The 20,942-nt window shown below is 72.4% G+C and carries 25 protein-coding genes; 24 read left to right on the plus strand and 1 reads right to left on the minus strand.

Annotated features, from left to right (window positions below; genetic code table 11):
* The first annotated feature begins 231 nt into the window (after positions 1–231).
* From rpsP to EDF38_RS05195, 13 genes are all read left to right on the plus strand, one after another.
* Positions 232–648, plus strand: a complete 417-nt coding sequence (gene rpsP, locus EDF38_RS05135) for a 30S ribosomal protein S16 (RefSeq protein ID WP_123354268.1) — start codon at positions 232–234, stop codon at positions 646–648.
* A 3-nt stretch (positions 649–651) separates the two neighbouring features.
* Positions 652–888 (plus strand): RNA-binding protein, encoded by a 237-nt coding sequence (locus EDF38_RS05140; protein WP_123354269.1) that lies wholly within the window; start codon positions 652–654, stop codon positions 886–888.
* 3 nt (positions 889–891) lie between these two features.
* On the plus strand, positions 892–1,551 hold the full coding sequence (rimM, locus tag EDF38_RS05145; protein ID WP_123354270.1) for a ribosome maturation factor RimM: 660 nt from the start codon (positions 892–894) through the stop codon (positions 1,549–1,551).
* 1 nt (position 1,552) lies between these two features.
* Positions 1,553–2,266, plus strand: a complete 714-nt coding sequence (trmD, locus tag EDF38_RS05150; protein ID WP_123354271.1) for a tRNA (guanosine(37)-N1)-methyltransferase TrmD — start codon at positions 1,553–1,555, stop codon at positions 2,264–2,266.
* Between the two features lie 81 nt (positions 2,267–2,347).
* Positions 2,348–2,923: a hypothetical protein gene (locus EDF38_RS05155; RefSeq protein ID WP_123354272.1), complete on the plus strand. Its 576-nt coding sequence runs from the start codon at positions 2,348–2,350 to the stop codon at positions 2,921–2,923.
* A 199-nt stretch (positions 2,924–3,122) separates the two neighbouring features.
* Positions 3,123–3,470, plus strand: coding sequence for a 50S ribosomal protein L19 (gene rplS / locus EDF38_RS05160; RefSeq protein WP_123354273.1), 348 nt, complete (start codon positions 3,123–3,125; stop codon positions 3,468–3,470).
* Between the two features lie 65 nt (positions 3,471–3,535).
* On the plus strand, positions 3,536–4,294 hold the full coding sequence (gene lepB / locus EDF38_RS05165; RefSeq protein ID WP_370275540.1) for a signal peptidase I: 759 nt from the start codon (positions 3,536–3,538) through the stop codon (positions 4,292–4,294).
* Positions 4,294–4,929 (plus strand): ribonuclease HII, encoded by a 636-nt coding sequence (locus EDF38_RS05170; RefSeq protein WP_123354275.1) that lies wholly within the window; start codon positions 4,294–4,296, stop codon positions 4,927–4,929. The genes lepB and EDF38_RS05170 overlap by 1 nt, the downstream gene beginning before the upstream one ends.
* 33 nt (positions 4,930–4,962) lie before the next feature.
* Positions 4,963–5,286 (plus strand): DUF2469 domain-containing protein, encoded by a 324-nt coding sequence (locus EDF38_RS05175; RefSeq protein ID WP_123354276.1) that lies wholly within the window; start codon positions 4,963–4,965, stop codon positions 5,284–5,286.
* Between the two features lie 104 nt (positions 5,287–5,390).
* Positions 5,391–5,753 (plus strand): YraN family protein, encoded by a 363-nt coding sequence (locus tag EDF38_RS05180; protein ID WP_123354277.1) that lies wholly within the window; start codon positions 5,391–5,393, stop codon positions 5,751–5,753.
* The gene (locus EDF38_RS05185) at positions 5,750–7,279 is read left to right on the plus strand and encodes a YifB family Mg chelatase-like AAA ATPase (protein ID WP_123354278.1); all 1,530 of its coding nucleotides are present in this window, start codon (positions 5,750–5,752) and stop codon (positions 7,277–7,279) included. The genes EDF38_RS05180 and EDF38_RS05185 overlap by 4 nt, the downstream gene beginning before the upstream one ends.
* Positions 7,276–8,547: a DNA-processing protein DprA gene (gene dprA / locus EDF38_RS05190; RefSeq protein ID WP_233572226.1), complete on the plus strand. Its 1,272-nt coding sequence runs from the start codon at positions 7,276–7,278 to the stop codon at positions 8,545–8,547. Before EDF38_RS05185 ends, dprA begins: the two co-directional genes overlap by 4 nt.
* Positions 8,548–8,679: 132 nt before the next feature.
* Positions 8,680–9,645 carry a tyrosine recombinase XerC gene (locus EDF38_RS05195; protein WP_123354280.1) on the plus strand — a complete coding sequence of 322 codons (966 nt, stop codon included), beginning with the start codon at positions 8,680–8,682 and terminating at the stop codon, positions 9,643–9,645.
* On the opposite strand, the gene EDF38_RS05200 is transcribed toward EDF38_RS05195, so the two are convergent.
* Entirely contained in the window at positions 9,618–10,253 is a 636-nt protein-coding gene (locus EDF38_RS05200) for a M23 family metallopeptidase (RefSeq protein ID WP_233572227.1), read from the minus strand. The genes EDF38_RS05195 and EDF38_RS05200 overlap by 28 nt on opposite strands.
* A 250-nt stretch (positions 10,254–10,503) precedes the next feature.
* On the opposite strand from EDF38_RS05200, the gene EDF38_RS05205 reads away from it, so the two are divergent.
* The 11 genes from EDF38_RS05205 to EDF38_RS05255 all read left to right on the plus strand — a co-directional run bounded on the left by EDF38_RS05205 (position 10,504) and on the right by EDF38_RS05255 (position 20,937).
* A complete protein-coding gene (locus tag EDF38_RS05205) occupies positions 10,504–11,961 on the plus strand; it encodes a sugar porter family MFS transporter (protein WP_123354282.1) in 1,458 nt (485 codons plus the stop codon).
* Between the two features lie 71 nt (positions 11,962–12,032).
* Positions 12,033–13,760 carry a BCCT family transporter gene (locus EDF38_RS05210; protein ID WP_123354283.1) on the plus strand — a complete coding sequence of 576 codons (1,728 nt, stop codon included), beginning with the start codon at positions 12,033–12,035 and terminating at the stop codon, positions 13,758–13,760.
* Between the two features lie 323 nt (positions 13,761–14,083).
* Entirely contained in the window at positions 14,084–15,034 is a 951-nt protein-coding gene (rpsB, locus tag EDF38_RS05215) for a 30S ribosomal protein S2 (RefSeq protein WP_123354284.1), read from the plus strand.
* 42 nt (positions 15,035–15,076) lie between these two features.
* Positions 15,077–15,904 (plus strand): translation elongation factor Ts, encoded by an 828-nt coding sequence (gene tsf, locus EDF38_RS05220; RefSeq protein ID WP_123354285.1) that lies wholly within the window; start codon positions 15,077–15,079, stop codon positions 15,902–15,904.
* A 156-nt stretch (positions 15,905–16,060) separates the two neighbouring features.
* Positions 16,061–16,780: a UMP kinase gene (gene pyrH, locus EDF38_RS05225; RefSeq protein ID WP_123354286.1), complete on the plus strand. Its 720-nt coding sequence runs from the start codon at positions 16,061–16,063 to the stop codon at positions 16,778–16,780.
* Between the two features lie 72 nt (positions 16,781–16,852).
* A complete protein-coding gene (gene frr, locus EDF38_RS05230) occupies positions 16,853–17,371 on the plus strand; it encodes a ribosome recycling factor (protein WP_233572349.1) in 519 nt (172 codons plus the stop codon).
* Positions 17,372–18,370 (plus strand): phosphatidate cytidylyltransferase, encoded by a 999-nt coding sequence (locus EDF38_RS05235; RefSeq protein WP_123354288.1) that lies wholly within the window; start codon positions 17,372–17,374, stop codon positions 18,368–18,370.
* 16 nt (positions 18,371–18,386) lie between these two features.
* Positions 18,387–18,944: a DivIVA domain-containing protein gene (locus tag EDF38_RS05240; protein ID WP_123355037.1), complete on the plus strand. Its 558-nt coding sequence runs from the start codon at positions 18,387–18,389 to the stop codon at positions 18,942–18,944.
* A 96-nt stretch (positions 18,945–19,040) separates the two neighbouring features.
* Positions 19,041–19,817, plus strand: coding sequence for a lytic transglycosylase domain-containing protein (locus tag EDF38_RS05245; protein ID WP_123354289.1), 777 nt, complete (start codon positions 19,041–19,043; stop codon positions 19,815–19,817).
* Between the two features lie 74 nt (positions 19,818–19,891).
* A complete protein-coding gene (locus tag EDF38_RS05250) occupies positions 19,892–20,197 on the plus strand; it encodes a hypothetical protein (protein WP_123354290.1) in 306 nt (101 codons plus the stop codon).
* On the plus strand, positions 20,194–20,937 hold the full coding sequence (locus EDF38_RS05255; RefSeq protein WP_233572231.1) for an alpha/beta hydrolase: 744 nt from the start codon (positions 20,194–20,196) through the stop codon (positions 20,935–20,937). The genes EDF38_RS05250 and EDF38_RS05255 overlap by 4 nt, the downstream gene beginning before the upstream one ends.
* The last annotated feature ends 5 nt before the right edge of the window (positions 20,938–20,942 follow it).

A 20,942-nucleotide genomic window follows, 5' to 3' on the forward strand; every position in this document is an offset into this window, starting at 1 on the left:
GCCCATCCTGGCAGCCACGTCGCGTCGACGACCGTCCGGCGTCGACCCGTGACGGACACGGCACGGGGGATTGGTGGAAGTCGCGTTCCGTCTGCAACAATGGTGGGTCGAGTCTCCGGTCGTCCGACCCTCTAATCAGCTGACCGAGAGACCTCATCAGAGCTTTCGAGCCGAGTGTGCCCCCACGCTCACGGCTAGCAACTCGCCCACATCACATCACACAGGAGAATTGTGGCTGTCAAGATCCGTCTCAAGCGCATGGGCAAGATCCGTGCCCCGTACTACCGCATCGTCGTCGCCGACTCGCGCACCAAGCGTGACGGTCGCGTCATCGAGGAGATCGGCAAGTACCACCCCACGGAGGAGCCCTCGTTCATCGAGGTCGACTCCGAGCGTGCGCAGTACTGGCTCGGCGTCGGCGCGCAGCCGACCGAGCAGGTCGCGGCGATCCTCAAGCTGACCGGCGACTGGGGCACCTTCAAGGGCGACGCCGACGCCGTCAGCACCGTCAAGACCAAGGCCCCCAAGGAGGCCTTCGTCGCCGACGAGAAGAAGAAGCCCGTCCTCGTGCCGAAGTCGGAGAAGCCCGCCAAGGCCGAGCCCGCCGAGGCCCCGGCCGAGGCTGACGCCGAGACCACCGAGGCGTAGTCAGTGCTCGCACCTGCACTCGAACACCTCGTCCGGGGGATCGTCGATCACCCGGACGAGGTGCAGGTCGTCGAGAAGTCGTCACCGCGTGGCGACGTCCTCGAGGTCCACGTGCACGCCGACGACCTCGGTCGCGTCATCGGACGCGCCGGTCGCACGGCCAAGGCCCTCCGCACGCTCGTCACGGCCCTGGCCGACGGCAAGCGCGTCCGGGTCGACGTCGTCGACGGCGACCTCTAGGCCGTGAGCGCGGACCACGCGACCCAGCTGCGGGTCGGGCGCCTCACGAAGGCCCACGGGCTGAAGGGCGCCCTCAAGCTCGAGTTGTTCACCGACACCCCCGAGCAGCGCTTCACGCCGGGGGCGTCGTTCACGCTGCAGGTGCCCGAGACCAGCGACTGGCACGGCAAGACCCTGACGCTGACCGAGCTGCGCTGGTACAACGGCCACCCCGTGGGCTTCTTCGAGGGCGTCGACGACCGCACGGCGGCCGAGTCCCTCGTCAAGGCGATCCTCTGGGTCGACCAGGCCATGGACGAGCTCCCCGACGAGGACGACGCCTGGTACCACCACCAGCTCGTCGGCCTCAAGGTCGAGCGCGACGGCGTCGTGATCGGGACGGTGTCGCGGGTCGACCACCTCCCCGCCCAAGACCTCCTGGCGGTCGACACCGCCACGGGCGAGGTGCTCGTGCCCTTCGTCACGGCCCTCGTGCCGTCGGTCGACATCGAGTCCGGGGTCGTGACGGTGACCCCGCCGGCAGGCCTCTTCGAGGAGCTGGCCGACGACACGTCGGCGGACGATGCCCCGGCCGAGCACGCCCCGGCCGAGCACGCCCCGGCCGAGCACGCCCCCGACGCCGGACAGCGCACCGACGCCGAACCGCGCACCGACGCGAGCTGACGTGCGCATCGACATCGTGTCGATCTTCCCGGAGTTCTTCGGGGTGCTCGACATCTCCTTGCTCGGCAAGGCGCGGCAGCAGGGCCTGCTCGACGTGTCCGTGCACGACCTCCGCGACTTCACGCACGACCGCCACCGCACGGTCGACGACACCCCGTACGGCGGCGGTGCCGGCATGGTGATGCGACCGGAGCCCTGGGGCGAGGCGCTCGACCACGTGCTCGGCACCGACGGTGAGCCGCGTGGGGCGACGGTGATCGTGCCGTCGCCCGCGGGCGTGCCCTTCACGCAGGCCGTGGCCCGCGAGCTGGCCCTCGAGCAGCACCTCGTCTTCACGTGCGGACGCTACGAAGGCATCGACCAGCGCGTCGTGGACCACGCCGCGACCCGGGCGACGGTCCGCGAGGTCAGCCTCGGCGACTACGTGCTGAACGGCGGCGAGGTCGCCGTGACCGCGATGATCGAGGCGATCGGTCGGCTCGTCCCCGGTGTCGTCGGCAACCCCGAGAGCCTCACGGAGGAGAGCCACGAGGCCGGCCTCCTCGAGTACCCCAGCTACACGAAGCCCGCGTCGTGGCGGGGGCTCGACGTGCCCCCGGTGCTGCTGAGCGGCAACCACGGGGCGATCAGCGCATGGCGCCGCCAGCAGCAGGTGGAGCGCACCCGCCGCGTGCGGCCCGACCTGCTCGACGACGGGCAGCCGGGAACCGACTGACGCGCGCCTCCTCGGGGCCGCGCGACCGCGTCCCGGTCGTCCGTGCAGGTGCCGCCCACGACGACTCCGTACCCTCGGGTCATGCCGCTGCGTCGAGTCCTCTACCGCGTCCTCTGGCCCGCCGTCCTCGTGCTGCCCCTCTGGGTGCTGCTCGGACGGGCGTTCTTCGGCGTGCCTCTCGGGCTGCAGTTCGTCGGCCAGGTCTTCCTGGTGCCGCTGCTCGTCGTCGGCCAGGCGGTCGCCGCGGGCCTCGTCGTCGGTCGGCGCAGCGTCCGCGAGGGCCGGGCCGTCTCGTGGCTCGACGCAGGCCTGCTCCTCCTGACGTGGGTCGCCCAGCTCGCCCTCGGCTTCTTCCTGGTCGACGGGCCGGGCAGCGGTCCCTCCTCGTCGGCGTTCACGGCGGTGGCGGGCGCCGACCGGCTCGACCTCTCGACCGCCCTGTTCGCCCTCTCGGCGGTGCTGACGGTGGTGTCCGTCGTCGGCCTCGTCGTCGCCGGCGGGTGGCAGTTCCTCCAGGAGGCGCGTCGCCGTGTCGCCGCGTCCCTCGCCGACCTCGAGAGGGTCGCCACGGGCGGTGCCCGCCCTCCCGCCGCGGGCACGCCCGGGCTCGGCGGCGACGGCCCGGTCATCACCATCACGCCGAGACGCGACGGGTGACGGCGGCCCGGGGACCGCGCCGGACCGTCTCCGCAGTGGCGACGGCGGTGCCCGGTGTGGCACAATCGATCTTCGTGCCTGCGCACGACTCTGCCACGGGGGAGTCTGCCGTCCCAGAGCACGACCCCTTCATCATCTCCGGTGCTCAGCACCCCATCACCCGCGATCGACCCGTGGCGGTCGCAGAGACGGAACGACAATGCACATCCTCGACGCGGTAGACGCCGCCAACCTCCGCTCGGACGTCCCCGACTTCCGCGCCGGCGACACCGTCAAGGTGCACGTCAACATCATCGAGGGCACGCGTTCGCGCGTCCAGGTCTTCCAGGGCGTCGTCATCGGCAAGCAGAACGAGGGCATCCGCGAGACCTTCACGGTCCGCAAGGTGAGCTTCCAGGTCGGCGTCGAGCGCACCTTCCCGGTCCACTCGCCGGTCATCGACCACATCGAGGTCGTCAGCCGCGGCGCCGTCCGTCGCGCCAAGCTGTACTACCTCCGCGAGCTCCGCGGCAAGAAGGCCAAGATCAAGGAGAAGCGCGACCACTGACCCGTCGCCCTCACCTCGACTGAGCTCCCCGCCCTATACGATGGCGGGGAGCTCAGGCGGTTAAATTGACAGACAACACCCTCATGCGGCGCCTGCGGCGTCGTCCCCGGCGCGACGACGACCGGCGCAAGCGCGGCTTCGGCACCTTCCTCCGAGACGTGGTCGTCATCTTCCTCGCCGCGCTCCTCATCTCGTTCCTCATCAAGACGTTCTTGATCCGCTCGTTCTACATCCCCTCGGGGTCGATGGAGAACACGCTGCAGATCAACGACCGCATCATCGTGAACGAGCTCGTGCCCGACCTCGTCGACGTCAAGCGCGGCGACGTCGTCGTCTTCACCGACCCGGGCGGGTGGCTCGAGGGCACCGCGCCCGTCGCGGCCGAGTCGGGCAATCCGCTCACCGACGGCGTCTCGTGGTTCCTCACGCAGGTGGGCCTCGGCACGCAGGACAGCAACGACCACCTCATCAAGCGCGTCATCGGCCTCCCCGGCGACACGGTGTCGTGCTGCAACGACTTCGGCCAGATGTCGGTCAACGGCGTCCCGCTCGACGAGCCCTACGTCCTCCTCCCGCCCGGCGAGCAGCGCGTCTCCGGCGACGACTTCTCGGTGACGGTGCCCGAGGGGGCGCTCTGGGTCATGGGAGACAACCGCTACAACTCGAAGGACAGCCGCTACAACGGCGACACGCCGAGCAAGGGCTTCGTGCCGACGGACGACGTCGTCGGTCGCGCGTTCGTCATCAGCTGGCCCGTCTCCCGCTGGACCTGGCTCGACGACTGGCCCGACGTCTTCCGCGGCACCGACCGCGCCGACGGCTGATGGCGGTCGTCGACCCCACCCTCGACCTCGAGCGCGAGCTGCACGCCTCGGGGGCCACCTGGGTCATCGGCTGCGACGAGGTCGGCCGCGGGGCGATCGCCGGGCCCGTGGCCGTCGGGCTCGGAGCCGTCCTGGTCGACTGCGCCGACGTGCCGGTCGGGCTGCGCGACTCGAAGCTGCTGAGCGAGAAGCGTCGCGAGGCGCTCTACCCCGAGGCCACGTCGTGGGTGCAGGCGCACGCCGTCGGGCTCGCCGAGGCCCACGAGGTCGACTCGATCGGCATCATCGCCGCGCTCGGCCTCGCCGGGCGTCGTGCCCTGACCGCCCTGCACGAGGCCGGCGTCGGCATCATGAGCTCCGTCGTCGTGCTGGACGGCAACCACGACTACCTCACCCCGGCGCTGGCCACGGCGCCGCGCATCACGACGCGCGTCAAGGCCGACCGCGACTGTGCCTCGGTCGCGGCGGCCTCGGTCATCGCCAAGGTGCACCGCGACCGCATGATGATCGAGGCCGACGCCGTGCACCCGGGCTACGGCTGGGCGGGCAACAAGGGGTACGGCTCGACGGCCCACTACGCCGCCCTGGGCGAGCTCGGCCCGTCGCCGCTGCACCGCCTGACCTGGCTGCACTGACGTCTCCCGCGCCACGCGTAAGATGGTCACTCGATGGACGAGGACGAGTTCGAAGACTACGACCGAGAGGTCGAGCTCGCGTTGTACCGCGAGTACCGCGACGTGGTGTCGCAGTTCCGCTACGTGGTCGAGACCGAGCGGCGCTTCTACCTGGCGAACGAGGTCGACCTCGTCCGCCGCGACACGGAGCACGATTTCTACTTCGAGCTCACGATGAACGACGTCTGGGTCTGGGACGTCTACCGGTCCGACCGCTTCGTCAAGTCGGTCCGCGTCCTGACCTTCAAGGACGTCAACGTCGAAGAGCTCACCTCCCGCGACCTCGAGCTGCCGAAAGAGCTGGCGCTCGACGAGTAGCTCGTCCCTCCCCAGCCGGCTCGTGACCTGACCCCTCCACCAGGAGGCGCGGAGTCCGTCATCCTCGCCGGTCGCCTCCGCCAGTCTTCCGGCAGGAGGACGACATGGCGAAGAAGGACGAACTGGGACGCCGCGGCGAGGACGTCGCGGCCGAGTGGTGCGAGGCGCAGGGCATGCGCGTGGTCGACCGCAACTGGCGGTGTCGAGAGGGCGAGATCGACCTCGTCGCGCTCGACGGCGACGAGGTGGTGGTCGTCGAGGTGAAGACGAGGTCGGGCACCGGGTGGGGCTCTCCCGTCGAGGCGGTGACGCCGGTCAAGCTGGCCCGGCTCCGACGACTGGCGGGGGCGTGGCACGAGGCCCATCCCGGCACGGGACGAGGCCTCCGCATCGACGTCGTCGGCATCACGGTCGAGCGGTGCCGGGGCCACGAGCGCATCGAGCACGTGCGGGCGGCAGGCTCGTGAGCATCGGACGCACGCGGGCCGTGTCGCTCGTCGGCCTCGACGGGGCGGTGGTCGAGGTCGAGGCCGACCTCGGGGCGGGGCTGCCCGCCTTCATGATCATCGGGCTGCCCGACGCCTCGCTCGGCGAGGCCCGCGACCGGGTGCGCGCCGCCGCGTCCAACGCCGGGTGCGCTCTGCCGGCCCGCAAGCTCACGGTCAACCTGTCGCCGGCCTCCCTGCCGAAGCACGGGTCGTCGTTCGACCTCGCCATCGCGATGGCGTCCCTCGCCGCGTACGACCTCGTCTCGCCGAGCTCCGTCGAGGGGGTCGTGCACATCGGCGAGCTCGGCCTCGACGGTCGGCTGCGCCCCGTCGACGGCGTGCTGCCGGCGGTGCTCGCCGCCCGTCGCGCCGGGGCAGGGGTCGTCATGGTCCCGACCGACAACGCCGACGAGGCGTCGCTCGTGCCCGGCATCCGGGTCGTGGCGGCCGCGGGGCTGCGCGACGCCGCCGTCTGGCACGGAGCCGCCCTCACCCTGGACCCCGTCGAGCCGATCATGCGCCCCCGCCCTGCTCCGCGCGACGACGGCGGCGCCGACCTGGCCGACGTGATCGGCAACGCCGACGCCGTCGAGGCCCTCGTGGTCGCCGCCGCAGGCGGTCACCACCTCCTGATGGTCGGGCCGCCGGGGGCGGGCAAGAGCATGCTCGCCGCCCGCCTGCCCGGCCTCCTCCCCGACCTCGACGTCGACGCCGCGCTCGAGGTGAGCTCCGTCCGGTCGCTCTCGGGGGAGGCCGTGGGCGGACGCCTCGAGACGCGTCCGCCCTTCGAGGCGCCCCACCACACGTGCAGCGCCGCGGCGCTGGTGGGCGGGGGCAGCGGCGTCCTCCGGCCCGGTGCCGCCTCGCGGGCGAGCCGGGGCGTCCTGTTCCTCGACGAGGCACCGGAGTTCGCCCAGACGGTGCTCGACTGCCTGCGCCAGCCGCTCGAGTCGGGGGAGGCGGTCATCCACCGGTCGCGGGCCGTCGCGCGGTTCCCGGCCCGGTTCCAGCTCGTCGCGGCCGCCAACCCGTGCCCGTGCGGTCAGTACGGCGCCCGGGACGGCGACTGCACCTGCTCGCCCCACCAGCGGCGTCGGTACCTCGCCAAGCTCTCCGGACCCCTCGTCGACCGCATCGACATCCAGCTCCGGGTGGCGCGCATCAGCTCGGCGCAGTTCCGGCTCGCGGAGTCGTCGGAGGTGCTGACCACCAGCGCCGCCCGGGCGCGCGTGGAGGAGGCGCGTCGCCGGGCGGGCGCGCGTCTCGCCGGCACCCCGTGGCGGCTCAGCGCCGAGGTCCCGGGGACGTGGCTGCGGTCGAGCGAGCGACGACTCGCCGTGACGGACACCGTGCCCGTCGACCGTGCGCTCGAGACCGGCGCGCTCACGATGCGTGGCTACGACCGCGTGCTGCGGGTGGCGTGGACCCTCGCCGACCTCGACGGCGTCGACCGTCCGGAGCGCTCGCACGTCGCCCGCGCCCTCGGGCTCCGGAGGTCGCTGTGAGCGGGTTGCGACAACTGACGACCGCCGCCGTCTGCGACCTCGCCGCCATGGTCCGGCCGCGGGCTCAGACCGCCCCGGGACGGGACGACGCCGACCGGCTCGTCGACGCCTTCGCCCGCGGCGTGTGGTCGGGCCTGGCCGAGCCCGGCGACGCGGCCGCCGGGGTCGTGCGCCGCGTCCTCGGCCCGAGCGAGTCGCTGCGGCTCGCGCTCGAGTCCCTCGAGGCGCGCCGCGGCGACGCCGACACGGGCGGGGGCGCCCTCCGGGCCGCCCTGGCGGCGGCCGACCCCGACGAGGCGCCGCGGGTCTCGATCGGCGCCGCGCTGTCGCGCTGGCAGCCACGGGCGGTGGTCGGCCGGGTCACGGCGTCCTTCCGGGCAGCCGCCGCCCTGGGCGTCCGGCTCGTCGTCCCCGGCGACGCCGAGTGGCCGACGGCCCTCGACGAGCTCGGCGACCACGCCCCGCCCGCGCTCTGGCTCCGAGGCCCGGCGCCCGTCCCGGAGGTCGCGCGGAGCATCGCCGTCGTCGGCGCGCGGGCGGCCACGGCCTACGGGGAGCAGGTCGCGGCCGACCTGGCGAGCGGCCTCTGCGACCGGGGCTTCGTCGTCGTCTCGGGCGGCGCCTACGGCATCGACGGCATGGCCCACCGGGCGGCCCTCGCCTCCGAGGGAGACACCGTCGCGGTCATGGCGGGCGGGCCCGATCGCCTCTACCCGGCAGGGCACGACGCGCTGCTCCGCCGGGTCGTCGAGCGTGGCCTCCTGCTCGCCGAGTCGCCGTGCGGCACGGCGCCGGCGCGGTGGAGGTTCCTGCAGCGGAACAGGCTGATCGCCGCGCTGACCGCCGCGACGGTGGTCGTCGAGGCCGGGCGTCGCTCGGGCTCCCTCAACACGGCCGGGCACGCGCAGGTGCTCGGGCGACCCGTCGGCACCGTGCCGGGCCCCGTCTCGTCCCCGTCGTCGGCGGGGTGCCACGCGCTGCTACGGGCCGGTCTGGCGACGTGCGTCACGGACGCCGACGAGGTCGTCGAGCTCGTCCGGCCCGCGACCCTGGCGGTGTCGGCCCCGCTCGTCGTCGACGAGGGCTCGACCGACGCCGTTCGCGTGCTCGACGCCTTGAGCACCCGCGTGGAGCGGTCGACGGAGGAGGTCGCGGCGACGGCCGGGCTCGGCCTGTCGACCGTGCGCTCGACCCTCGTCGAGCTCGAGTCGGACGGTGCGGTCTCGCGAGGCGACGTCGGGTGGCGGAAGCGGCCACGGCGGCGCTGAGAGCGGGGTGGAGCCGCGGCCGGGCCCCGGTGCGCGGATCTCGGGGCCGGAGGCCGGAGGCCGGGTGGCGAGGTCCGGGGGGCGGTCGGCATGTCGGCCTGGCGGGCCGCCCCGCCGCCGTACCCTGGCCCGATGGACCAGTCGAGAGCGAGTCTCGGAGCCGTGACGGGGGAGTTCCTCGAGCAGCTGCGGCTCGCGCGGGGCCTCAGCGACCACACGGTGCGGTCGTACCGGTCCGATCTCGCCGACCTCCGGGCGTTCGCCGCCGAGCACCTCGGTCGCGAGGCAGGCGTGTCCGACCTCGGGCTCGAGCTGCTCCGCGAGTGGCTCTGGCGTGGCACGCGCGACGGCCTGGCCCGAGCGACACTCGCCCGGCGCTCGGCGAGTGCCCGTGCCCTGACCCGGTGGCTCGAGGAGTCGGGAGCGACCCCCGTCGACGTCGGGGTGCGCCTCCGGGCCCCCAAGGCCGAGAGCCACCTGCCGCGCGTCCTCACGGGCGACCAGATGACGGGTCTCCTGGCCTCCCTCGCCGTGCGGGCCGACACCGACGACCCCGTCGCCCGTCGTGACCTCGCCGTCGTCGAGCTGCTCTACGGCTCGGCGCTCCGCGTCTCGGAGCTCGTCGGCACCGACCTCGACGACCTCGACCTCGACCGGCTCACGGTGCGGGTCACGGGAAAGGGGTCGAAGGAGCGCGTCGTGCCGTTCGGCGTGCCGGCGGCCGACGCCCTCCACCGGTGGCTGACGCACGGTCGGCCGCGGCTGGCCGTCGTCGCGGACGACGCCGGCCACGACGGCGGGGCGGGCCGCGCCTCCGGCGGGTCGGCGCTCTTCCTCGGGCCGCGGGGCGGACGCCTCGGCGTCAGGACGGTCTACCGCCTCGTGGCCGGTCTCCTCGGCGACGTGCCGGGCAGCGGGCCGTCGGGGCCGCACGCCCTGCGCCACACGGCCGCCACGCACCTGCTCGACGGCGGAGCCGACCTCCGCGCGGTGCAGGAGCTGCTCGGGCACGCCAGCCTCGGCACGACGCAGATCTACACGCACGTCTCGACCGAGCGGCTCCGCGAGAGCTACCGCACGGCCCACCCCCGGGCCTGAGCTCGTCGGCGCGGCAGCCGATCGGCGACGCCCTCGGCGCCCAAGGCGTCCGTGCCTCGTCGGCCGCCGGGGGCGAGCGCAGCATCTCGGCGAGTCGGGAGGAGCACCGACGGCCGCCCCTCACCGAGCATCATGAGCGGCGAGACGTACTCGCCGTCGATCCGCGCGCCGAGGTGCACGCACTCGCTCGGGCAGTCGTGGCCCGCGACGAGCTCGGCGACGACCTGGCCCCGCGTCACCGCCTCGCCGACGTGCAGGCTCGTCGTGACCGGCTCGAGGCTGCTGAGGACGCCGTCGGCGTGCCGCATCGACAGCACCGGGCGGTCCACGACCGTGCCGGCGAAGTGCACGACGCCGTCGTCGGGAGCCGTGACCGCGGCGCCGACGGGCGCCCCCACGTCGATCCCGCGATGACCCGGCGACCACCGGTGCTCGGGCGCCTGGAACGGGCGCAGCACGGGGTGCGGCGGCGCGACGGGCCACGACCAGGGCACCACGGGGCCCACCTGCACGGCCGGTCGGGCGTCACGGTCGGCCGCGGGCGGGGCCGCGGCGTCGGCGGGGCCCGGCGAGGCCTGCGCGAGGGGCAGGCCGAGCACGAGCGACACCGCGACCCGGAGGGCTGCCCGTCGGCGCCGCGATCCGTCCGGCCCGACCCGGTCCGGCCCGACCCGGCCCCGCCCGACAGGCCTCGTCCGGCCTTCGTCCCGTCTCCCGTGCTGCGTCGTCATCCCCCCACGATCACGCCGAGCCAGGATCCACAGCGCGGCGTAAGGTTCACCCCGTGCACGAACACCTGTGCACGACGGATGTGGGGGAGCGAGGCACGACCCCGCTCTCCGGACTGTGAGGAGAACCGTGTCGAACTCGGCGCAATCACCAACGACCACCAAGCAGCTGAACAGGCGGGTGACCGCCCTCGCGATCGCTGCGGCCGTCGGCGGCTTCCTCTTCGGATTCGACTCGTCCGTGATCAACGGCGCCGTGTCGTCGATCACCGACGAGTTCGGCCTCACGGAGTTCGCCTCCGGGTTCGCCGTCGCGTCCGCCCTCATCGGCTGTGCGATCGGCGCCTACGTCGCCGGCCGCCTCGCCGACAGGGCCGGCCGCATCAAGGTCATGCTGCTGGGAGCGATCCTCTTCCTGATCAGCTCGATCGGCGCGGCCTTCGCGTTCGCCGTCTGGGACCTCGTCCTCTGGCGCGTCATCGGCGGCCTCGGCATCGGCATCGCGTCCGTCATCGCCCCGGCCTACATCTCCGAGGTGTCGCCGAAGGCCATCCGCGGTCGACTCGCGTCGTTCCAGCAGCTCGCCATCACGCTCGGCATCTTCGTCGCCCTGCTCTCCGACCAGCTCTTCGCGGTCACCGCGGGCGGCGCCTCCGAGCCGTCGCTCTTCGGCCTCGCCGCCTGGCGCTGGATGTTCCTCGTCGGCATCGTCCCCTCGGTCGTCTACGGCGTGCTCGCCTGGCGCCTGCCCGAGTCGCCCCGCTACCTCGCGGGCGAGGGGCGGGAGGACGAGGCGAAGGACGTGCTGAAGAGCATCGTCCCGAGCGACACCGTCGACACGAGCCTGAAGGAGATCACCGACTCGATCGCCACCGAGGCCGCCCTCGAGAAGAAGTCGAGCATCCGCGGCGACCGTTTCGGCCTGCAGCCGATCGTCTGGGTCGGCATCATCCTCGCCGTGCTGCAGCAGTTCGTCGGCATCAACGTGATCTTCTACTACTCGACGACGCTCTGGCAGGCCGTCGGCTTCCAGGAGAGCGACTCGTTCACCATCTCGACCATCACCGCGATCGTGAACGTCGTGGTGACGTTCGTGGCCATCGGCCTCGTCGACAAGGTCGGTCGCCGACCGCTCCTGCTCGCGGGCTCGATCGGCATGTTCGTCAGCCTGGCCGTCACCGCCCTCTCGTTCAGCCAGTCGGTGGCCGGCTCCGGCGGCGACCCCGAGCTGCCCGGCGCCTGGGGACCGATCGCCCTCGTCGCCGCCAACCTCTTCGTCGTCTCGTTCGGCGCGACCTGGGGCCCGCTGATGTGGGTGCTGCTCGGCGAGATGTTCCCGAACAGCATCCGCGCCACGGCCCTCGGCATCGGCAGCATGGCGAACTGGATCGCGAACTTCATCGTCACGGTCTCGTTCCCGTCCCTGGCCGCGGTGAGCCTCACGCTGTCGTACGGCATCTTCGCCGCCTTCGCCCTGATCTCGTTCTTCTTCGTCCTCGCGAAGATCCCCGAGACGAAGGGCCGCTCGCTCGAGGAGATGGGCGTCTCGGCCGCCCGCTCGTCCGCCTCGGGCGACACGCGACGCTGAGCCCTGGCATCATCGACGGACGCCCTGCCCGGTACCCGAGCAGGGCGTCCGCCATGTGAGAGGACCTCCTGATGAACGACGCCGACGACTCCGCCCCGCGCGAGACCGCCGACGCCCGCACGACCGGCTCGACGAGCGCCGCGCCCGGCGCCGTCACGACGACCGACGAGGAGGCGCGGGCCGGCACCCGCCGGAAGCCCGCCTTCGCCCCGTGGGTCTTCTGGCCCGCGGCCGCGATCATCCTCGCGTTCGTCGTCTTCGCCATGCTCTTCCCGGCCGTCGCCGAGGGGCTGTTCGGGGCCGTCCAGAGCGGCATCGTCGGTGCCTTCGGCTGGTACTACGTGCTGCTCGCGGCGGTCTTCGTGGCCTTCGCCCTCTGGATGGGGCTCAGCCGCTACGGCGACATCAAGCTGGGCAAGGACGACGACGAGCCCGAGTTCTCCCGCGGGTCGTGGCTGTCCATGCTCTTCGCGGCGGGCATGGGCATCGGCCTCGTCTTCTACGGCGTCGCCGAGCCCCTCAGCCACTACGCCAGCCCGCGTCCCGGCGTGACCGGCACCGACAACGAGCTCGCGGGCCAAGCGCTCAGCCAGACCTACCTGCACTGGGGCGTCCACGCCTGGTCGATCTACATCGTCGTCGGCCTCGGCATGGCGTACGCGATCCACCGACGCGGCCGGCCGGTGTCGATCCGCTGGGCGCTCGAGCCGTTGCTCGGCGACCGCGTCAAGGGCGTCTGGGGCAACGTCATCGACGTCGTCTCGGTCGTCGGCACCCTGTTCGGCGTCGCCACGTCGCTCGGCCTCGGCGTCCTGCAGATCTCGGCCGGGCTCTCCGCGGCCGGCATCGCCGAGCCGACCATCGTCATCCAGGTCGTCCTCATCGCCGCCATCACGGGCGTCACGATCTTCTCGCTCGTCAGCGGCGTCGCCAAGGGCATGAAGTGGCTGTCGAACGTCAACATCGTGCTCGCCGCCCTCCTGCTCGTCTTCGTGCTCGTCAGCGGCCCCACGCTGTTCCTGCTCCGCGACTTCGTGCAGTCGCTCGGCGCCTACCTGCAGAACGTCGTCGGCCTGACCTTCACCGTGAGCGCCTTCTCGGGCGCCGAGGGCGAGGCCTGGCAGGGCAGCTGGACCACCTTCTACTGGGGCTGGTGGATGTCGTGGGCACCCTTCGTCGGCATCTTCATCGCCCGCATCTCGAAGGGCCGCACGGTGCGGGAGTTCGTCGTCGGCGTGCTCGTCGTCCCGACGATCCTCACCTTCCTCTGGTTCAGCGTCATGGGCGGGGCCGCCCTGTACCGCGAGGTCTTCGGCGGGGGAGGCCTCGTCTCGTCCGACGGCTCCGTCGACACGGAGGGTGCGCTGTTCGAGATGCTGCAGGGCCTGCCGGGCGGCTCGGTCGCCGTCTTCGGCGCCATCCTGCTGATCGGGCTGTTCTTCATCACCTCGTCCGACTCGGGCTCCCTCGTGCTCGGCATGATCTCGACCGGGGGCGACACGGAGCCGAAGGTCTGGGTGCGCATCTTCTGGGCGGTCGTCACCGCCCTCGTCGCGATCGCCCTCCTCCTGACGGGCGGCCTCGACGCGCTGAAGACCGCCGCGATCATCACCGCCCTGCCCTTCAGCGTCGTGATGATCGGCATCTGCGTGGCGACCTTCCGGGCGTTCGACGACGAGCACCGGAAGTTCCTCCGGGCCCAGCGTCGGCAGCTCCGCGACAGCATCGGCGACCACTACGGACTCGAGGAGGCGCGCCCAGCCCGGCGCAGCATCCTCGGCCTCGGTCGGCGCCGCTAGCCGCGACCGGTGCGGCGGTCGCGGGGGCGGTCCCCGGGTCGCTCCCCGCGCCTCCGGCCCGCGTGCCGTGGTGCTACGATGAGCGATGCAGCCTGCTCAGCAGGCTGACTTCGCGTGCCCTGTGCGTCTCCGGACGCACCGACTGCGAGACGGCCAGATCGTCCCGCGTCGCACCCGGCCTCCACGTCCACTCGGTCCGATCGTGCCTCCCGGCGCCGTCGGCGGACGCGTGCCCGGGCACCAGGCAGTGACGACCGACCGGTCGTCCGGACAACCGACAAGCAGGCACGCCCGCGGGCGTGCCCAGAACCAGGAGAACGACCATGGCCGTCGTCACCATCCGCCAGCTGCTCGACAGCGGCGTCCACTTCGGACACCAGACCCGTCGCTGGAACCCGAAGGTGAAGCGATTCATCCTCGCCGAGCGCTCGGGCATCCACATCATCGACCTGCAGCAGTCGCTCGGCTACATCGACAAGGCGTACGACTTCGTCAAGGAGACGGTCGCCCACGGCGGCACGATCCTCTTCGTCGGCACGAAGAAGCAGGCTCAGGGCTCGATCGCCGAGCAGGCGAACCGCGTCGGCCAGCCCTTCGTGAACCAGCGCTGGCTCGGCGGCCTCCTGACCAACTTCCAGACGGTCTCGAAGCGCCTCGCCCGCATGAAGGAGCTCGAGGACATCGACTTCGACGACACGACGCAGGGCTTCACGAAGAAAGAGCTCCTGATCAAGAAGCGCGAGCTCGACAAGCTGCACAAGACGCTCGGCGGCATCCGCAACCTCACGAAGACGCCGTCGGCCCTGTGGGTCGTCGACACCAAGAAGGAGCACCTCGCGATCGACGAGGCCAAGAAGCTGGGCATCCCGGTCATCGGCATCCTCGACACGAACTGCGACCCCGACGAGATCAACTTCCCGATCCCGGGCAACGACGACGCCATCCGCTCCGTCGGCCTCCTGACCCGCATCGTCGCCGACGCCGCGGCCGAGGGCCTCGTCCAGCGTCACCAGAAGCCCGAGGACGCCGACCAGCCCGTCGAGCCCCTCGCCGAGTGGGAGGCCGAGCTCCTCGCGCAGAGCGAGGCCGCCGCCGCCGAGGCCCCCGCGACCGAGACCCCCGCGGCCGAGGCCGCCGCCGAGCCGCTCCCCGTCGAGGAGAACGACGCCGACGCGCAGGTCGCCGAGAAGCCCCTGGGCGAGCCGGTCGCCGAGCCCGTCGCCGAGGCCACCGAGGCCACGGCCGCCGAGCCGGCCGACGCCGACGCCAAGTAGTCACTCCTCTCCTCCCTCCGACTCCACGAAAGGAAGTCAGACATGGCAAACTTCACCGCCGCTGACGTGAAGACCCTCCGTGACCGCCTCGGCGCGGGCATGATGGACAGCAAGAACGCGCTCGTCGAGGCCGACGGCGACATCGAGAAGGCCGTGGAGATCCTCCGCGTCAAGGGCCTGAAGGGCGTCGCCAAGCGCGAGGGTCGTCAGACCACCGCCGGGCTCGTGGCCGCGAAGGCCTCCTCGGGCTACGCCACCCTCATCGAGCTCGCCAGCGAGACCGACTTCGTCGCGAAGAACGAGAAGTTCATCGCGCTGGCCGACTCGGTCCTCGAGGCCGTCGCCGCCTCCGGCGCCACCGACGCGGCGTCGGGCAACGCCGCCGCGATCGGCGGCCAGACGGTCGAGGCCTTCGTCAACGACGAGGCCGCGCTCATGGGCGAGAAGGTCGAGCTCCGCTCGGTCAGCCACGTCGAGGGCGACGAGTTCGCGATCTACCTGCACAAGACCTCGAAGGACCTGCCCCCGCAGGTCGGCGTGGTCGTGGGCTACACGGGCTCGGACGCCGAGACGGCACGCTCCATCGCCCAGCACATCGCCTTCGCCGCGCCGACGTACCTGTCGCGCGACGAGGTCCCCGCCGAGGACGTCGCCAAGGAGCGCGCCATCGTCGAGGAGACCGCGAAGAACGAGGGCAAGCCCGAGGCCGCCCTGCCGAAGATCATCGAGGGTCGCCTCACGGGCTTCTTCAAGGAGATCGCCCTGCTCGACCAGGCCTACGCGAAGGACAGCAAGCTGTCGGTCGCCAAGGTCGTCGAGGAGGCCGGCATCACGATCCAGGGCTTCGCCCGGGTCAAGGTCGGCGCCTAGCCAGCCGTCGGACGGGGTCCGGGACGCACGCGTCCCGGACCCCGTTCGTGTGCCCGCCGCCGGTCGGCTCGACCGCCGCGGGCACCACCTCCGGGCGACGGCGCACCGCCGGAACTCGCTAACCTGGCTGCGGCCACGACTCGAGGGAGCACTCGCATGACGACAGAAACGACCGGACGACGACGAGTCCTCCTCAAGCTCTCAGGAGAAGCCTTCGGCGGCGGCCAGCTCGGCGTCGCGCCCGACGTCGTCGGCGCGATCGCGGCCGAGATCGCCGACGCCTCGAAGGACGTCGAGATCGCCGTGGTGGTCGGCGGCGGCAACTTCTTCCGCGGGGCCGAGCTCAGCCAGCTGGGCATGGACCGCGGCCGGGCCGACTACATGGGCATGCTCGGCACCGTGATGAACGCCCTCGCCCTGCAGGACTTCATCGAGAAGGCCGGCGCCGCGACCCGCGTCCAGTCCGCCATCTCGATGACGCAGGTCGCCGAGCCCTACATCCCCCGCCGGGCCGAGCGCCACCTCGAGAAGGGCCGCGTCGTCATCTTCGGCGCGGGCGCCGGCCTGCCCTACTTCTCGACCGACACCGTCTCGGCGCAGCGGGCGCTCGAGATCGGCGCCGACGAGGTCCTCGTGGCCAAGAACGGGGTCGACGGCGTGTACTCGGCCGACCCGCGCCACGACCCCGACGCCGTCAAGCTCGACCGCCTGACCTACCAGGAGGCGCTCGTGAAGGGGCTCAAGGTCGTCGACTCGACGGCCTTCAGCCTCTGCATGGACAACGGCATGCCGATGCACGTCTTCGGCATGGAGGGCGCGGGCAACATCGCGCGCGCCATCCGGGGCGAGCGCATCGGGACCCTCGTCAGCAACTGACGACTAAGCTCGACGACGAACCAAGGGAGCATCGTGACCATCACTGACGTACTGACCGAGACGCGCGACAAGATGGAGAGGGCCCTCGAGTCGGCGAAGACCGACTTCAGCCAGGTCCGGACGGGCCGCATCAACCCGGCCCTGTTCCAGAAGATCCCGGTCGACTACTACGGCACGCCGACGCCGCTGGCGCAGCTGGCGTCGCTGCAGGTGCCGGAGGCGCGCACCATGATCGTGACGCCCTACGACAAGTCCGCCCTGAAGGAGATCGAGAAGGCCATCGCGACCTTCCCGAACCTCGGCGCGAGCCCCACGAACGACGGCACCCTCGTGCGCGTGACGATCCCCGAGCTGACGCAGGAGCGTCGCAAGGAGTTCGTCAAGATCGTGCGCGGCAAGGGCGAGGACGCCAAGGTGCAGATCCGCAACATCCGCCGGTCGTCGAAGACCGACCTCGACGCGCTCAAGACCGAGGTCGGGGACGACGAGGTGGCCCGTGCCGAGAAGGAGCTCGAGGCCGTGACGAAGAGCTACACCGACTCGATCGACGACGCGCTCAAGAAGAAGGAAGCCGAGCTGCTCGAGGTCTAGATGAGCGACGCTCCTGACGGCCCCCGCACCGACGACCCGGCGCCGAACACCAAGTCCACCCTCGGCAGCCGTCGCGCCGACTTCGGCGCGCGGGCCCAGGCGGCGCGGCACGACCTCGAGAGCCAGATCCGTACCCGCCGGGCCCAGCTCGGTGCCCGCAACGAGAAGCTGACAGCCCGGACGGGACGCAACCTCCCCGCGGCGATCGCGGTCGGCGTCGGCCTGGGCGGCGCCGTCCTGCTCAGCCTCATCTTCGAGCCGGCGTTCTTCATGCTCGTCGCGGGGGCCCTGATCGGCTCGCTCTGCTTCGAGCTGACGAGCGCCCTCCGCTTCGCCGGACGCGACGTGCCTCGGCTCCCCAGCGTGCTCGCGGGCCTGGCCATCGTGCCTGCCGCCTTCTACGGCGGTGCCACGGGTCAGTGGATCGCGCTGCTCGTCGGCATCGCGGCGGTCTCGGCCTGGCGGCTCGTCGAGCTGGCCCGCCCGTCGCATCGCAAGCCCGCCTCGGTGGTCCTCCGCGACATCGGCGCGGGAGCGTTCGTCCAGATCTACTGCGCCTTCCTCGGCAGCTTCATGGTGCTGCTCGCGGCCCAGCCGAACGGGGCGGCGTGGACGCTCTCCGCGCTCATCATCGTCATCGCCGTGGACACAGGGGCCTACGCCACGGGCCTCAACTTCGGCAAGCACCCGATGGCGCCCCGCATCAGCCCCAAGAAGACCTGGGAGGGCTTCGCCGGGTCGGTCGCCGCGAGCCTGATCGCGGCCGTGCTGACCTCGTGGCTCATGCTCGACGAACCGTGGTACTTCGGCTTCCTGCTCGGTGGAGTGATCATCGCGACCGCCACGATCGGCGACCTGTCGGAGTCGCTGATCAAGCGAGACCTCGGCATCAAGGACATCAGCACGTGGCTCCCCGGCCACGGCGGCTTCCTCGACCGGCTCGACAGCACGTTGCCGTCGGCCGCGGTCGCCTACGGCCTGTACCTGATCTTCGCCTGACGGGCGATGCGGCATGATGGTCGCCGTGAGCACTCCATTCCCCCTCTCGCCCCAGGGACAGCTCGGCTACGACAGCACCGAGGTCGACGCCTTCCTCGCGCGGGCCCGGTCGGCCTACGCGGCCGCCCCGGGGGAGGGCGGTCTCACCTCCGCCGACATCCGGCGGACGGCCTTCGCCATGACGAAGTCCGGCTACTCGACCGGCCACGTCGACGCGGCCCTCGAGCGCCTGGAGGACGCCTTCGCCGAGCGTGAACGGGAGCGGGCGCGGCGACAGGCAGGCGACGACGAGTGGTACGGCGGCGCGCGTCAGACGGCGGAGGAGATCGTCGCGCGGCTCGACCGACCCGAGGGCCACCGCTTCGACCGCGTCGGCTTCCTCACCGCGGGGTACCACCCGCGCGACGTCGACCGCCTCGTCCGACGACTGCAGGGCTACTTCAGCGACGGGCGGGCGCTCAGCATCGACGACGTTCGGGGCTCGGTCTTCCGCGCCAAGCGGGGCGGGTACCGCGAGGCGCAGGTCGACGTCGTCCTGGACGCCGTCGTCGACGTCATGCTCGCCGTCCGCTGACACCCGGTCCGCCGACCCGGGGCCCAGGACGGGTCGGGCTACACGCCCACGAGACCCTGGCCGTCCCGTGACATGTCCGTTACTCTGGACGGACTCATGGGCAGGCACGCAGCGATCACTCATCCCGTCTCCACTCCTCGAGAGCACCCGGCGGTCGTCGCGCGACCCCGCGCGGTGCACCGGCGCGTCCCGGCGTCGCTCGTCTCGGTGTCCGAGGCCGCGGCTCCCCCGAAGCGGGCGCGACGTCGCCCGGTCGTGCTCCCGATGCTCGGGTTCTGCGCCTCCTTCGCCTTCGTCGGTGCGTCCCTGGTCAACCCGCTCGCGGGTGCCGAGGCCGCCACCACGGGGTCCGTGGCCGCTGCCGTCGTCGCCCCCGGCCAGTCCTTCACCGTCGCCGGCGGCGTCGCGACCACGGCCGACCGCGACTCCTACGGCGTGACCGTCCCGCCGCCGCCCCCGCCGCCCGAGCCCGTCGTCGAAGAGGCGCCCGCCGCCTCCACGGGTACGAGCACGAGCACGGGCACGACCAAGAAGTCGCGCGGCTCCGCGCCCGTGGCCGGCAAGCCCGACCCCGGCAGCGCGAAGGCCGCCGCGGCTGACCTCGTCGCCGCCCGCGGGTGGGGCAGCGAGCAGTACGACTGCCTCGTCTCGCTCTGGAACAAAGAGTCGGGCTGGAACGTCTACGCCGCCAACAGGTCGAGCGGTGCCTACGGCATCCCGCAGGCGCTGCCCGGCAGCAAGATGGCCTCGGCCGGCGCCGACTGGCAGACCAACCCCGCGACGCAGATCACCTGGGGCCTCAACTACATCCAGGGCCGCTACACGACGCCCTGCGGCGCCTGGGCCCACTCGCAGTCCGTCAACTGGTACTGATCGCCCGCTCGCGGCACCAGCGACGCCCCGGCTCCCTCGACGACGGCGACCGGGGCGTTGCTACGCTGGTCGGCATGCCCCGCAGCAACCGACCGCGTCGTCCTCGTGACCGCCCCGGTGCCGCACCCGACGAGCCCGTCGACCTCGGCAGGGCCCTCTTGGGCGGGCTCCGCGTCGAGACCAAGCACGGCCGCGACTACAACGTCCAGTCCGTCGGCGCGACGTCCGCCGTCAAGGAGTACGTCTGCCCCGGCTGCAGCCTCGCCGTGACCCCGTCGACGCCGCACATCGTGGCGTGGCGGGCGGACGGGCTCTTCGGCGAGGCCGACGACCTGGCCGCCCGCCGACACTGGCACACCCACTGCTGGAGGATCTCGTGAGCCTGCCCGTCCCCGATCCTGTGCCGGTCGGCGTCCGCGGGGGAGTCGAGCTGCCCGCCCGACGCACCGACGTCGAGCTCCGCACCGACGACGGCCTCGTCCTCGTCGGCGAGCTGGCGCTGCCGCTCGAGCACGAGCCGGTGGCCACGATCGTGGCGCTGCACCCGCTGCCGACGGCGGGCGGGTTCATGGACTCGCACGTCCTGCGCAAGGCCGCCGCGCGCCTCCCCGCGCTGGCCGACGTCGCCGTGCTGCGCTTCAACTTCCGCGGGGTCTCGTCCCCGCGCGGCCGGTCCGAGGGCACCTTCGGCGAGGGCGTGGCCGAGGCTGCCGACCTGCGCGCGGCCCTCGCCCTCGTCGCCGAGCGCGGACTGCCGCGGCCCTGGCTCGTCGGCTGGTCGTTCGGCACCGAGGTGGCGCTCAAGCACGCCCGTGGGCTCGACGTCGCCGGGCTCGTCCTGCTGTCGCCGCCGCTGCACCGCACCACCGACGCCGAGCTCGCCGCGTGGGGCGACGCCGACGTGCCGGTCGTCGCCGTCGTGCCCGAGCTCGACGACTACCTGAGACCTGAGGAGGCGCGTCGCCGGTTCGCGATCGCCCCTCGCGTCGAGGTCGTGGCCGTCGAGGGCGGCAAGCACCTCTGGGTCGGGGAGAAGCAGACGAGCCAGGTGCTGACCGAGATCGTGCGCCGCGTCGCCCCCGGGGCGCTCCCGCTGTCGACCCGGTGGCCGGTCGCCTGACGGCT

Source organism: Frigoribacterium sp. PhB160 (assembly GCF_003751785.1).
Taxonomy (GTDB): domain Bacteria; phylum Actinomycetota; class Actinomycetes; order Actinomycetales; family Microbacteriaceae; genus Frigoribacterium.